Origin of the sequence: Acidovorax sp. 93 (assembly GCF_003633835.1) — a bacterium.
GTDB lineage: Bacteria > Pseudomonadota > Gammaproteobacteria > Burkholderiales > Burkholderiaceae_C > Acidovorax > Acidovorax facilis.
This window is the reverse complement of sequence record NZ_RBIT01000001.1, coordinates 1,803,371-1,817,429: the sequence shown is the minus strand read 5'-3', so window position 1 is coordinate 1,817,429 and position 14,059 is coordinate 1,803,371. Positions and strand designations below refer to the sequence as shown.

The 14,059-nt window shown below is 65.8% G+C and carries 10 protein-coding genes; 2 read left to right on the top strand and 8 right to left on the bottom strand.

Annotation, left to right across the window (positions count from 1 at the left end; translation table 11 throughout):
• The 3 genes from C8C93_RS08255 to C8C93_RS08245 are packed head-to-tail and all read right to left on the bottom strand — an operon-like array spanning window position 1 to window position 3,031.
• Window positions 1–1,116, bottom strand: coding sequence for an FAD-binding oxidoreductase (locus C8C93_RS08255; protein ID WP_121506533.1), 1,116 nt, complete (start codon window positions 1,114–1,116; stop codon window positions 1–3).
• Between the two features lie 27 nt (window positions 1,117–1,143).
• Window positions 1,144–2,079, bottom strand: coding sequence for a 4-hydroxyproline epimerase (locus tag C8C93_RS08250; RefSeq protein WP_121506532.1), 936 nt, complete (start codon window positions 2,077–2,079; stop codon window positions 1,144–1,146).
• Window positions 2,080–2,113: 34 nt separating this feature from the next.
• The gene (locus C8C93_RS08245; protein WP_010458555.1) at window positions 2,114–3,031 is read right to left on the bottom strand and encodes a dihydrodipicolinate synthase family protein; all 918 of its coding nucleotides are present in this window, start codon (window positions 3,029–3,031) and stop codon (window positions 2,114–2,116) included.
• Window positions 3,032–3,285: 254 nt separating this feature from the next.
• On the opposite strand from C8C93_RS08245, the gene alaS reads away from it, so the two are divergent.
• Window positions 3,286–5,913 carry an alanine--tRNA ligase gene (alaS, locus tag C8C93_RS08240; protein ID WP_121506531.1) on the top strand — a complete coding sequence of 876 codons (2,628 nt, stop codon included), beginning with the start codon at window positions 3,286–3,288 and terminating at the stop codon, window positions 5,911–5,913.
• A gap of 100 nt (window positions 5,914–6,013) precedes the next feature.
• Window positions 6,014–9,007, top strand: coding sequence for an HD domain-containing phosphohydrolase (locus C8C93_RS08235; RefSeq protein WP_121506530.1), 2,994 nt, complete (start codon window positions 6,014–6,016; stop codon window positions 9,005–9,007).
• 52 nt (window positions 9,008–9,059) lie between these two features.
• Here C8C93_RS08235 and C8C93_RS08230 read toward each other — a convergent pair whose 3' ends face one another.
• The 5 genes from C8C93_RS08230 to C8C93_RS08210 form a co-directional block, all read right to left on the bottom strand.
• Window positions 9,060–10,112: a GGDEF domain-containing protein gene (locus C8C93_RS08230; RefSeq protein WP_121506529.1), complete on the bottom strand. Its 1,053-nt coding sequence runs from the start codon at window positions 10,110–10,112 to the stop codon at window positions 9,060–9,062.
• 33 nt (window positions 10,113–10,145) lie between these two features.
• Window positions 10,146–10,907: a tRNA (guanosine(46)-N7)-methyltransferase TrmB gene (gene trmB, locus C8C93_RS08225; RefSeq protein WP_055398104.1), complete on the bottom strand. Its 762-nt coding sequence runs from the start codon at window positions 10,905–10,907 to the stop codon at window positions 10,146–10,148.
• Window positions 10,904–11,881 (bottom strand): tRNA glutamyl-Q(34) synthetase GluQRS, encoded by a 978-nt coding sequence (gene gluQRS, locus C8C93_RS08220; protein ID WP_121506528.1) that lies wholly within the window; start codon window positions 11,879–11,881, stop codon window positions 10,904–10,906. Before gluQRS ends, trmB begins: the two co-directional genes overlap by 4 nt.
• A complete protein-coding gene (locus C8C93_RS08215) occupies window positions 11,878–12,882 on the bottom strand; it encodes an FAD-dependent oxidoreductase (protein WP_233559585.1) in 1,005 nt (334 codons plus the stop codon). Before C8C93_RS08215 ends, gluQRS begins: the two co-directional genes overlap by 4 nt.
• Before the next feature lie 235 nt (window positions 12,883–13,117).
• Window positions 13,118–14,056, bottom strand: a complete 939-nt coding sequence (locus C8C93_RS08210; RefSeq protein WP_055398106.1) for a LysR substrate-binding domain-containing protein — start codon at window positions 14,054–14,056, stop codon at window positions 13,118–13,120.
• Window positions 14,057–14,059: the final 3 nt, after the last annotated feature.

The window sequence follows — 14,059 nt, the reverse complement described above, 5'->3', positions numbered from 1 at the left end:
TCATGGTGTGCTCAGGCCCGCAAAGCGGGCAGGTGCATAGGGCGTGGGGTCGATCGCCGGGGTGCCCCCTGCGATCTGGGCCGCCAGCAACCGCGCGGTGGCCGGGGCGGTGGTCACCCCCAATCCTTCATGTCCCACGGCCAGCCACAGGTGCGGGTGTTCGGGGTGCGCGCCAATCAGCGGCAGGCTGTCTGGCGTGGCGGCGCGAAAGCCGGTCCAGGTGCGGATGGCGTTGAGGTCGGCCAGGCCTGGCAGGTAGTCGAGTGCCCGTTGCAGCATGCGCGCCATCACGGCGTTGTTGACGGCGGGGTCGGTGGTGTCGAACTCGCGCGACGAGCCGATCAGCAACTGCCCTGTGGGCCGGGGCTGCACGTTGAAGGCCACGGAGGTACCGTCGCTGTGGTGCGCGCTGGTGATGTAGCCCAGCTCCACCAACTGGTGGTGCACGGTGCCTGGGTAGCGGTCGGTGATGACGAGGTGGCCCTTTTTGGGGCGCAGCGGCAGGCCGGGGCACAGCTGCGGGGCTTGGATGCCGCTGGCCAGCACGATGGCGCCTGCACTGCGCTGGCTTCCGTCGCGCAGGGTGACGGTGTGGCCGTCGATCTGCAGGGCTTCAGCCTGCTCCAACACAAGGTGTCCGTGGGCTGCGGCCTGGTCCAGCAGCCACTGGGCTGCGCGCGGGGCGTAGACCACGCTGTCGCCATTCACCTTGAGCGCGCCGGCCAGACCGGGGCGCAGCGCGGGTTCTGCGCGGGCGAGGGCTGCGGCATCCAGCATCTCGCAAGCTACGCCTTGTGCTTGCAAGGTGGAACGCTTGGCGTGCGCGGCCTGCAGCTCTTCCTCGTTGGCAGCCAGCCAGAGCGTTCCGCAGGCCGTGAAGGCGCAGCCGGCATCCATCTGCGGTGCCCAGGCGTGCCAGAGGTCGAGCGACGATTTGCTCAGCGCCAGCTCAGCCGGGTTGTCATCCATCACCACCAGATGGCCCATGCCTGCCGCCGTGGCACCGCCCAGGCGCGCATCGATGATTCGCACCGACAGGCCCGCCCGCGCCAGCGCATGGGCACAGGCCGCACCGACGATGCCAGCGCCGATCACAAGGACGTCGGTGGTTTGCATGGGGCCTGCGCTGTGGGAGAAGGCGGTTTACAGCCGGATGCCCCAGCCGAATGGGTCTGCATCTTCGATCAGCAGGGTCGCTTCCGCGCTCATGTAGGCGCGGCCACGCAGGGTTGGGATGAGCTTGCCATCGTCCTGCAGCGTGTAGCTGGCCTCGAACTGGCTGCCGATGATGCTGGCCTGGCGCCACACCTGGCTCGGCTGCAGCTTGCCATCGGCGGCGAGGCAGGCAATCTTGGCGCTGGTGCCGGTGCCGCAGGGCGAGCGGTCGTAAGCCTTGCCGGGACACAGCACATAGTTACGGCTGTCGGCCTGGTCATCGTCGGCAAACAGCTCGATGTGGTCAATCTCGCCGCCGTTGTCGCCCCGAATGCCCTGGTCTTTGAGGGCTTGCTGCACGGCGCAGCTGTAGGCCATCAACGCCTCCAGGTTGTCGCTGGCTACGCGCTGGCCGTGGTCGGAGATCAGGAAGAACCAGTTGCCGCCCCAGGCCACATCGCCCACCACGCGGCCATAGCCGGGCACGTCCACCGCCAGCTGATGGTGCAGGCGGTAGGCCGGCACGTTGCGCACGCTGACCGAACCATCGGTGTGGAGGGTGGTGGTGACGGTGCCCACCGGGGTTTCGATGCGGTGCTCGCCGGGCGTGATGCGGCCCAGGTAGGCGAGCGATGCGATCAGCCCGATGGTGCCGTGGCCACACATACCCAGGTAGCCGCTGTTGTTGAAGAAGATCACGCCCGCAGCATTGGCCGGGTCTTGCGGCGCACAGAGCAGCGCCCCCACTACCACGTCACTGCCCCGCGGTTCCAGCACGGTGGCGGCCCGCCAGGCATCGTGGCGCTCGGCCAGCAGCGCACGCCGCTCGGCCATGGTGCCAGTGCCCAGGTCGGGAAAACCGTCGATGACAAGCCGGGTGGGCTCGCCACCGGTGTGGGAGTCGATCACGTGGATGCGTTGCATGGTGCTGTGGTGGTGGAGTAGGGCGCTCAGTGTCTCAGGCGACAGACTGGTATTTTGTAGGGCGCGTGGCCAGGGCCTTGCGCACCACGCTCTCCACAAACGCACGTTCTTCGCCCACCAGGGGCAGGCGGGGGCGGCGCATGTGTTCGGTGCCCACACCCACCAGCGCATCGATGAGCTTAAGGTTCTGCACGAGCTTGTTGGACACATCCAGGTGCAGCATGGGCGTCATCCACTGGTAGAGCGGCAGCGCCTCGGCAAACTTGCCCGCTTTCATCAGGTCATACAGCGCCACGGTTTCGCGCGGGAAGGCGCAGCCCACGCCGGCCAGCAGGCCGTCGCAGCCCAGGGCCAGGCCTTCGTAAGCCAGGTCGTCCACGCCCAAAAAGAGCTGGTAGCGGTCGCCCACGGTGTTGCGCAGGTCGGTGATGCGGCGAATGTCGCCGGTGCTTTCCTTGATGGCGGCGATCCACTCGCAGTCGGCCAGCTCCACCATGTGCTCGGGTTTCAGGTCCACGCGGTAGGCCACAGGGTTGTTGTAGACCATCAGGGGGCGCTGGGCGGCGCCCGCCATGGCGCGCACATTGGCCATGGCCTCGCGGGCGTCGGCCACGTAGATCACCGAGGGCATGACCATGTAGCCGGCCACACCGAGCTTGTTACCGCCGTCGATGTAACGCAGGGCCTCGCGGGTGCTGGTTTCGGACACGTTGGCGAGCACTGGTACGCGGCCGTCAGCGGCTTCGAGGGCGATCTTGGCAACCTGGAGCTTTTCTTCCAGCGTGAGTGTGCTGGCTTCGCCGAGAGAACCGCAAGTGACCAGCCCGTGGATGCCGTTGCGGATCTGGAAGTCGATGTGGCGGGCTGTGCCCTCGGCGTCGATGGACTCGTCGGCGTGGAACTTGGTGGTGATGGCAGGGAAGATGCCTTGCCAGCGGGGTTGTGGGTTCACGAGGGGCTCCTTGGATCAGAGGGTGGGTTACGGTTATTAATATATTAACAAGATATTTAAAGCGCGCAAGCGGATTTTTTCGCATTCGTGGCGCATGGAGTGGAGGCGTCTATCCCCGCCCTGTCGCCCTCCCGCCACGGACCGCCAGACTGCAAACCTATAATGAAAGGTTGGTCCCCATAGGGGCAGCGACAGGCAGCGCGCAGGCGCAGGTCCTGCGGCCTGCCTGCTGCGTGCAACCACTCCACAACACCATGAGCACTCCCACTTTTTCTGTCGCTGACATCCGCAAGTCCTTCCTGGACTTCTTCGTCTCCAAGGGCCACACCGTGGTGGCATCGAGCCCCCTGGTGCCCGGCAACGATCCCACGCTGATGTTCACCAACTCGGGCATGGTGCAGTTCAAGGACGTGTTCCTGGGCACCGACAAGCGCTCGTACAACCGGGCGGTGTCCGTGCAGGCCTGCCTGCGTGCGGGCGGCAAGCACAACGACCTGGAAAACGTGGGCTACACCGCGCGCCACCACACCTTCTTTGAAATGCTAGGCAACTGGTCGTTTGGCGACTACTTCAAGCGCGAATCGCTCAAGTGGGCCTGGGAGCTGCTGACCGAGGTCTACAAGTTGCCGCCAGAGCGCCTGCTGGCCACGGTCTACCAGGAAGACGACGAGGCCTACGACATCTGGACCAAGGAAATCGGCTTGCCACCCGAGCGCGTGATCCGCATCGGCGACAACAAGGGCGGCCGCTACAAGTCCGACAACTTCTGGATGATGGCCGACACCGGCCCTTGCGGCCCCTGCAGCGAAATCTTCTACGACCATGGCCCGCACATTGCGGGTGGCCCTCCCGGCAGCCCCGATGAAGACGGCGACCGCTTCATCGAGATCTGGAACAACGTGTTCATGCAGTTCAACATGGATGAAACCGGCGCCGTCACGCCGCTGCCCGCGCCCTGCGTGGACACGGGCATGGGCCTGGAGCGCCTGGCCGCCATCCTGCAGCACGTGCACAGCAACTACGAGATCGACCTGTTCGACGCGCTCATCAAGGCCGCTGGCCGCGAGACCGGCGTGACGGACCTGAACAACAAGAGCCTGCGCGTGATCGCTGACCACATCCGCGCCACCGCGTTTTTGGTGAGCGATGGGGTGATCCCCAGCAACGAAGGCCGTGGCTACGTGCAGCGCCGCATCGTGCGCCGGGCTATCCGCCACGGCTACAAGCTGGGCAAGAAGACGCCGTTCTTCCACAAACTGGTGGCCGACCTGGTGCGCCTGATGGGTGACGCCTACCCATCCCTGCGCGAGCAGGAGCAGCGCATCACCGAGGTGCTCAAGGTGGAAGAAGAGCGCTTCTTCGAAACGCTGGCCAACGGCATGGAAATTCTGGACACGGCCCTAGACGGCGGCGCCAAGGTGCTGCCTGGCGACGTCGCGTTCAAGCTGCACGATACCTATGGCTTTCCGCTCGACCTGACCAACGACGTATGCCGCGAGCGCGACGTGGAAGTGGACGAAGCAGGCTTCAAGACGGCCATGGAAAAGCAGAAGGCCCAGGCCCGCGCTGCTGGCAAGTTCAAGATGGACAAGGCGCTGGAGTACAGCGGTGCCGCCAACCAGTTCACGGGCTACGAACACCTCGCAGAGACTGCAAAAATCGTAGCAATCTATGTAGACGGTACTGGCGCTGCAGCACTGAAAGCCGGCCAAAACGGCGTGGTGGTGCTGGACACGACCCCGTTCTACGCCGAAAGCGGCGGCCAAGTGGGTGACGAAGGCGTCATCACCAGCGGCTCGGCCCGTTTTGCGGTCGGCGACACGCTCAAGATCAAGGCCGATGTGTTTGGCCACCACGGCACGCTCGAAGAGGGCACGCTGAACGTGGGTGACACGGTGCAGGCCCAGGTGAACACCGCCGTGCGCGCTGCCACCATGCGCAACCACTCGGTCACGCACATCATGCACAAGGCCCTGCGCGAAGTGCTGGGCAGCCATGTGCAGCAAAAGGGCAGCCTGGTCAATGCCGACCGCACACGCTTCGACTTCACACACAACGGCGCCGTGACGGCGGCTGAAATCCGCGAGATCGAACGCCGTGTGAACGAAGAAATCCTGGCCAACCAGCCCACGCAAGCGCGCGTGATGGACATCGAGTCGGCCCAGAAGACCGGCGCCATGATGCTATTTGGCGAGAAGTACGGCGAAACCGTGCGCGTGCTCGACATCGGCACCAGCCGTGAACTGTGCGGCGGCACGCACGTGCAGCGCACGGGCGACATCGGCCTGTTCAAGGTGGTGGGCGAGGGCGGTGTGGCTGCTGGCATCCGCCGTATCGAGGCCGTGACGGGCGCCAACGCGCTTGCCTATCTGCAGAACCTGGAAGACACCGTGAACCAGGCCGCCAGCACCCTCAAGGCGCCGGTGGCCGAGCTCAACGGCCGCATCAGCCAGGCGCTGGACAATGCGCGTGCGCTGGAAAAGGAAGTGGCGGCCCTCAAGGGTAAGCTGGCCTCCAGCCAGGGCGACGAGTTGGTGAATCAGGCCGTGGATGTGAAGGGCCTCAAGGTTCTGGCTGCCGCGCTGCCGGGTGCCGACGCCAAGACCCTGCGCGACACCATGGACAAGCTCAAGGACAAGCTCAAGACCGCTGCCATCGTGCTGGCCGCCGTGGATGGCGACAAGGTGCAGATCGCTGCAGGCGTGACGGCCGACAGCGTGGGCAAGGTCAAGGCCGGCGAGCTGGTCAACTTTGTGGCCCAGCAAGTGGGTGGCAAAGGCGGCGGCAAGCCCGACATGGCCATGGCCGGCGGCACCGATGCCTCCAAGCTGCCAGCGGCGCTGGCTTCGGTGACAGGCTGGGTCACGCAACAACTGGGCTGATGTACCGGTCACCATAGCGGCACCAGCCGCTGTGGTGTGGCAGCCATTTCTGCCAAAAATAGGGTGACGGAAAACCGGCTTTCCCCCTACATTCAAGCGCATGGACCCCCTGCGCGAAAGTCCGCAAGAGCCGGTGCCCGCCCACGGCACCCGTTCCGGTTCGCCTGATTCGGGAGGGGCCGAACTGCCCTGGTGGCGGCGCATCACCGTTCCGTTCGAGGTGGTGATTGCCTCGGTGGTGGTATCTGCCATGCTGCTGCTCACGGTGCTCTTGGTCTACCAGGTAGGCACCAGCGCGCGGCAGGCCATCATCGCGGCGTCGGACGACAGTGCGCAGCACATCAGCCTGTTGATCAGCGAGCGGGTGCACCATATCGTCGACCCGGCAGATGCCACGCTGCGGCTGCTCGCGTTTGATCCCATTGCTTCGGCCACCACCCTCCAGGCGCGGCTGCGCCGCCTGCCGGTGTTTGTGAGCCTGCTGGAGCAGAACGCTTTGCTGTCGGCGGTCTTCATCGGGTATTCCGACGGGCAGTTTTTGCTCATGCGTCCGCTGCGCAACGCTGCGCTGCGGGCACGGCTTCACGCGCCTGCGGAGGCTGCATTCCTGGTGCAGTCGATGGCGCGGGAGCGCAGCGCGGCGGGTCTGATGGGCCTGGTGGGTCGCTGGAACTATTACGACGCACAGCTGCGTCTCATCGATTCCTCCGTGCGCCCCGGCTACCGCTATGACCCCCGGTCCCGCCCATGGTATGCCGAGGCGGCAGAAAAGAACACGCAGGTCCTCACTGCCCCCTATGTGTTTTTCACCACGCAGGAGGTCGGCGTTACGCTGAGCCAGCCCAGCGAAGACGGCCGTGCTGTGATCGGCCTGGACGTTGCGCTCACCGACCTGGGCCGCGAGATCGGCGAGCTGCGGCTGATGCCGCGCACCGAGATCGCTGTGGTGGACCAGGACCAGCGCGTGCTGGCCTACCCGGACATGTCCCGCGTGCTGGTGCGTGAGGACGGCGACCAGCCCAGCCTCAAGCTGCGCACACTCGACGGCCTGGGGGTGCCCAGCCTGCAGGCCCTGCACAGCTTGGACGTGAAAGAGGGGCCTTCGCGCCGCTTTGTGGCAGGTGGCGAGGAGTGGCTGGCCAAGGTCATGTCACTCAAGTCGCAGCGCTGGGAGGGGCTGCACATCCTGATGGCCATTCCCACCCGGGAGCTGCTGGCGGATGTGAACCAAAACTTGCAGCGCCAGGTATGGCTGTCCCTGGGGCTCATCGCGCTGATGCTGCCTTTTGGGTGGCTGGCCGGGAGGCGTGTGGGGCGCAGCCTGTCGGGGCTGGCCACGCAGGCGCAGGCCTTGGCACGGTTTGATTTCCGGCGGCCGACACAACACCACATGTCGCGCGTGCGCGAGGTGCGCGCACTGGGCCAGGTGATGGACCGCATGTCCGACACCATCCAGGAGTTCCTGCACATCACGCACCACATCAGCGCCGAGTCGCGCCTGGACCTCATGCTGTCGAGCGTGCTCTACGAGCTGGTGCGCGCCACCAGTTGCACGGGTGGTGCGGTGTACCTGGTAGAGGCACAGCGCGCGGGCCTGCTGCGCACGGCGAGGTATTGCGAAGATCCTGAGCACCAGTCGCTCTACCCGGAGCACCTGCCCATGGTGTTTTTCATCAACCCTGCCGAGCCGCAGGACGGCGACCAGCACCCTGATGACGACCAGGCCACGCCCCAGCGCGTGCTCCGTGTGCAGCTGCGCACGCGCGACGGCCAACCGCTGGGCCTGCTGGTGCTGCGCTACCGTGCGGACCAGCAGCAGGACGATGTCCACTTCCGGGCGTTTGTCGAGAAACTCTCGGGCACGTTGTCGGTCGCCATCGAGACGCGCAGTTTGATCGAAGGGCAAAAGAAGCTGTTCGATGCCGTCATCCGCCTGCTGGCCGACGCGATCGACGCCAAGAGCCCTTACACCGGCGGCCACTGCGAGCGGGTGCCCCAGTTGGCGGAATCCCTGATGCAGCGCCTGTGCGAGACCGAGGAAGGTCCATTTGCCCACGTCGCCATGACGGATGCCGAGCGCTACGAATTCCGCCTGGGCGCGTGGCTGCACGACTGTGGCAAGGTCACCAGCCCCGAGCACATCATCGACAAGGCGACCAAGCTGGAGGCGCTCTACAACCGCATCCATGAGGTGCGCATGCGCTTTGAGGTGCTGTGGCGCGACGCGGAACTGGACTACTGGAAGCAGCACGTGTCCGGCGTGGACCCGGTGCGGCTGCAGCGCGAGCTTTTGCAGCGGCGCGACCGCCTGCAGGAAGAATTTGCCTTTGTGGCCCGCAGCAATGTGGGCGGTGAGTTCATGGCCGATGCCGACATCAAGCGGCTAGCCACTATCGGGCGCCAGGTGTGGCAGCGGCATTTTGATGACCGGCTGGGCTTGTCAGCAGCCGAATTGGGGCGGCTGGCGAATGTGCCGACGCGCCCCTTGCCCGCCAATGAGCCCCTGCTGGCAGATCGGCCTGAACACATCGTGCCCTGGGGTGCCCGCAAACCGCCGGTGGAGGTTGGCAACCCGGCCAACCTGTGGAGCTTTGACATGGTGCTGCCACCGCAACAAGCCCACCTCGGCGAGCTGCACAATCTGTCGATCCAGCGCGGCACGCTCACTGCAGAAGACCGTTTCAAGATCAACGATCACATCGTGCAGACCATCGTCATGCTCAGCGGCCTGCCGTTCCCGCCGCATCTGGCGCGCGTACCGTCGATTGCGGGCTCGCACCATGAAAAACTGGACGGTACGGGCTACCCCCGGCGCCTGAAGGCTTCAGAACTGACGCTGGCAGACAGGGTGATGACACTGGCCGATATCTTCGAGGCCTTGACGGCGTCAGACCGGCCCTACAAGCCGCCCAAGACTCTGTCGGAATCGCTCAAGATCATGTGCCACATGGTGCGCGAACGCCATATCGATGCCGAGGTGTTCCGCTTCTTCCTGCGCAGCGGGGTCTGGCGTGAGTATGCGGAGCAGTTCTTGCCTGCTGCGCAGCGGGATGCAGTGGATGTGGAGGTGATCCTGGAGTCGCTGAGCCAATGAGCCAGTGCGCTGGAGGCGGGCAGTGGTGCCCTTTCGCTCCGCCTGGGTAGCTTCAGAACAGCTCGACGTCGTCGTTGGCCACCTTGGCGGCCAGCTGGCCGCTGGCCACCAGGTCGTCATAAAAGCAGACCTGGTTGCGGCCGTGCTCTTTGGCGTAATACAGTGCCTGGTCGGCCTGCCCCAGTATCTCCACGGGCGAACCCTGCATGGTGCTCACAAAACCCAGGCTCACCGTGACCTGGCCCACCTGCGGAAAGTTGTATTCCTGCACCGCAAGCCGGAAGCGGTTGAACACCTTGTGGGCGGTGCTCAGCGTGGTGGAGCGCAGCAGCACCACGAATTCTTCGCCGCCAAAGCGGAAGATGCGGTCGTGGCTGCGAAACGAGCTGCGCAGGATGTTGGCAATCAGGATCAGCACTTCGTCGCCATACAGGTGGCCAAAGCGGTCGTTGACCTGCTTGAAGTGATCGATATCCACCACCGCCAGCCATTGCTGCACGGGCTCGCCGGGCTGTGAGCCTTCTTCGGGGGGAAGAGATTCGGTAACAGTGCCCGGGCGGCCACTGGAAAGGCCATTGAGCGCATGGCGCGAGAACTGCTCGTCGAAGGTCTTGCGGTTGAACAGGCCGGTGAGGGCGTCGCGTTCGCTGTAGTCCAGCAGGCTCTGGTAGTTCTGGTAGACCTGGAATACGCCCTTGAGCACTTCCAGCTTGTGCGCCGAGAACGCGCGCGACTGCGTGATCTCCAGACAGGTGGTGACCTTGTCATGCATCCATACCGGCAGCCAGAGCACATGGCGCCCCCTGCGGGGCGATGCCAGGGCGCTGTCCCCCTGGCTGGCTACGCAATCGCGAAGCGCGGGGTATTTTTCCAGCGTTTCGCGGCGAGGGTCTGCGGCGGCTTCGGAATCGGTCGAAACGAGCTGTCCGTCCTCAACCCAGGAACGGGGACGTACATGGGCCACGCCGTCCACGGTGAAAAGCTCCAGCGCGCGCACTTCGACGATGCCGGTGAGTGCTTGCAGCGTGGACAGCACCGACACCTCCAGCCGCAAGTGGTCGCGGTGGCCAGTCATTTCCACCAGGTTCTGGAGAATGGGCTTCATTGGGATGTACGGTGGAGCACTAGGCACAGCTTGTCAATGTCGTCGCACGAACACAACATCCCACACGCCATGCCCCAGCCGCAGGCCCCGGTTCTCGAACTTGGTCAGGGGCCGGTAGTCGGGCTGCGGGGCAAAGTCCGTGGCGGTGTTCTGCAACAGGGGTTCGGCGCCCAGCACCTGCAGCATCTGCTCGGCATAGGGCTGCCAGTCGGTCGCGCAGTGCAGGTAGCCACCGGGCTTGAGGCGGGCCGCCAGCTTGGCCACCAGCGGGCCCTGAATCAGGCGGCGCTTGTTGTGTTTGGTCTTGTGCCAGGGGTCGGGAAAGAAGATGTGCACACCGTCCAGGCTGCCCTCGGGCAGCATGTGGTCGATGACCTCCACGGCGTCGTGCTGCAGGATGCGGATGTTGGTCAGCTCCTGTTCGCCAATGCGCTTGAGCAGTGCGCCCACACCCGGCTCATGCACCTCGCAGCACAGGAAGTTGTCATCGGGGCGCACGCGGGCGATGTGGGCCGTGGCCTCGCCCATGCCAAAACCAATTTCGAGAATCAGCGGTGCCGTGCGGCCAAAGGCCGAAGCGGCGTCGAGCGGCGCCGGGGCATACGGCAGGACAAAGCGGGGGCCGAAGTCTTCAAAGGCCTTGGCCTGGCCCGTGGTGGTGCGGCCAGCACGGCGCACAAAACTTTTGATGGTCTTGGGGTGGGTCACACCAGCGGGAACCCCGCCAGATGTCGTCGCGGGGGCTGCAGCGGGCGCAGCGGTGGGGGCGGAAGCGGTAGGGGTCAGTTCGGTCACGGTGCGCCATTGTAGTTTCGTCGCCACGCGGCGACCCACAGGGTCAGTGCGTCAGAGATGCAACGGCTGTGCGGGGCAGGCAGCGATGGCAGGCCCAGCACCCGCGCGGCATCGTTCAGAGCCTGCAGCGGGTGGGACAGGTCCAGCGCGCGGGCGCCGTTCTGCTTGGAGAGTTTTTCGCCGTTGTCGCCACACACCAGCGGGGTGTGCAGGTAGCGGGGCGTGGGCACGCCCAGGGCCTGCTGCAGCAAGATCTGGCGCGGGGTGTTGTCGGCCAGGTCTTCGCCGCGCACCACATCGGTGACGCCCTGGTCGGCGTCGTCCACCACCACGGCGAGCTGGTAGGCCCAGAGCCCATCGGCCCGGCGCAGGATGAAATCACCCACCGCTTGTTCCACGTCCTGCTGCTGCAGACCCAGGCGGCGGTCCTCCCACTGCAGGAGATGATTTGCTATTATTTTTGCAGCTACTAGCGCTTTGTCATCAAGCGCCAGGGCCTGTTTTTGCTTGAAATCTGTGACATTGAACCGCCATGCGCGCCCGGCGCGGCCCTGCAGCCCGTGGCGACAGGTGCCTGGGTAAGGCAGCGCGGCATGACGCTCACGCGTGTGGCCCTGGGCGGCATGGGCGTCTTCGATGTCCTTGCGCGAGCAGGCGCAGGGGTAGGCGTGGCCTTCGGCTACCAATTGGTCCAGCGCCCGCTGGTAGAGCGGGCTGCGGGTGGACTGCCATTGGGGGGGAGCGTCGGGCACCATGCCGCAGCTGGCCAGCTGTTGCAGGATGAGCCGGTCCGCCCCCGGCAAGCAGCGGGGTGTGTCCACATCTTCAATGCGAACAAGCCACTGGCCCCGGTGTGCCCGCGCGTCCAGCCAGCTGGCGAGGGCCGCTACCAGGGAGCCCGCATGCAGCGGCCCCGTGGGCGAAGGGGCAAACCGGCCCACGTAGCGCCGTGCAGCGCCCACCTCGGCCGTCATGCCACGGCAAGTGCCAGTTCCAGTCCCGACACGAAGGCGTCTTCAACCCGGTGCCCCAGGCACCAGTCACCGCATGCACCCAGGCCCATGGATTCGTCCCACAGGTGGCTCTTGCCCAGCGGGTGGGTGGTCTGGGCATAGCGCCAGCGGCGTGTGTCCGCATGGGCGGGGGCGGCACGAATGCCCGTGACTTCGGCAAAGGCCTTGATGAGCTTGGCCTGCACGCGGGCTTCGTCGTCTTCGAGGTGTTCGGCAGACCAGGCGGGGCTGGCCTGCACCGTCCAGCGTTCAACCACATTGCGGCCGGGCTTGGACGACTCGCGCGCCAGCCAGGCGATGCGGTGGTGTGTGCTGCGTGCCGCATTCCACTGCGGGCCCAGCGTGGTCAGGCCGGGGCGCACGGCCTGCGGGTAGGCCAGCATCAGTGTCCAGCAGGGGGCAATGGCCACCTTGGACAGGGCGTCGGTCAGCGGGGTGTCCACCGCCGAGCTGGCCAGCAGGGCCTGGGCGGGCACCGAAGGCTGGGCCAGCAGCACAGCGTCGAAACCGGCATAGACGTGCTGGCTGCCCGCAGGCCCTTCGGTGCGCAGTTGCCAGCCAGGGGCGTTCAACGAATCGGGCTCGATGGAGGTGACGCGGGTGTGGGTGATGAGCTGGCCGGCCTTGAGCAGCGGCTCGGCCCAGGCGCCCACCAGGGACTGCATGCCTGGGCTGGCCACCCAGTGTGCTTCGCGGTGGGGCAGGCCCGCAGCGGCCACGCGGCCTGCGGCGTCCAGCACCTGCACGGAATTGGCGCTCCAGCGCTTGCAGATGCCGGGCACGGTGTCGATGGCGCGGGCAAAACGCGGGTCGCGCACGGTGAAGTACTGGGCACCCGCATCAAAGTTGCCAAAAGGGGTGTCGATGGTGGCAGTGCGGCCGCCCGCCTGGGAGGATTTCTCGAACACCGTCACGCGGTGCCCGGCCTGCACCAGGGTGCGTGCACAGGCAATACCAGCCATGCCAGCGCCGATGATGGCGAAGTGGCGCTGGGGTTTGCCAGAGAAAGTGCTGGGGGCTGCGGGGGCTGCAACGGGGGGGGTTGCCAGTGCAGTGTTGCGTCGGAGCCGTTTGGCGGGAAGAGGATCGGGTTTGCTCATGGGAGGCCTTTCGGTGACGGTCGGCAAGCGAGATGCAATACAAAACCAACAGGAACCACTCTACACGCGGTATCACCCTGTCGGGACTTGATCGGGATCAGAAATGATGGTGGTTTTCCAGCAGAGCGCGGCGTGTGGTGGGGCTTTGCAGCTGGTTCAGCCACCATTGCAGCGCGCGGCCTGGTGCGGTGAAGCCCGGGCCGCCCCAGGCGTAGTGCACACGCACGTTGCGTTCCGGGCGGGCCACGCGGCGCTCGACCAGGCGGCCGGCCTCCAGGTAGGGGCGCACCATGGGCTCGGGCAGAAAACCGCCGCCCAGGCCACGCAGCTGCACGCGCACCTTGGCCTGCATGGTGTCCACCGTCAGTACGTCCTGCCCACCGAGCAGGCCCATGGTGGCGCCGCCACGTGTGGCCGAATCAGCCACGGCCACGGCCCGGTGTTCCAGCAAGGTGGCGTCTGAGATCGGTTCGGCAGCCGCCGCAAGCGGGTGGTGGGGCGCTACTACGTAGATGAACAAGACATCGCCCAGCGTGCCCTGCTGCAGGCCCGCCACGTTGTTGCCCGCCACGGATACGCCGATGGCCAGGTCGGCCCGGCCGGAGGTCAGCGCCTCCAGCGTGCCGGTCATGATGCCGTCGCGCAACTTCAGCCGCGTCGGGGGTTTCATGGCGTAAAACGCATCCACCAGCTCCAGCATGGTGTGGGGCGAAATGATGCCGTCGATGGACAGCGTGAGCTGCGGCTCCCAGCCCGTGGCCACGCGGCGCACGCGGTGGGCCACGGCGTCAATGTCCTGCAACAGGCGCGCGCCTTCGCGCAACAGCTCCACTCCGGCCTCCGTGGGGCGGGCCTGGCGTGCGCTGCGGTCGAACAACAGCACATCCAGTGCGTCTTCAATCTGCCGCACGCGGTAGGTGAGGGCGCTGGGCACCAGGCCCAATTGCCGGGCGGCGGCGGCAAAGCTGCCCGCTTCGGCGATCACCTGCAGCATGGTCAGTGCATCGGGCGTCAGGACATCGCGTGCGTTTTGCATGGT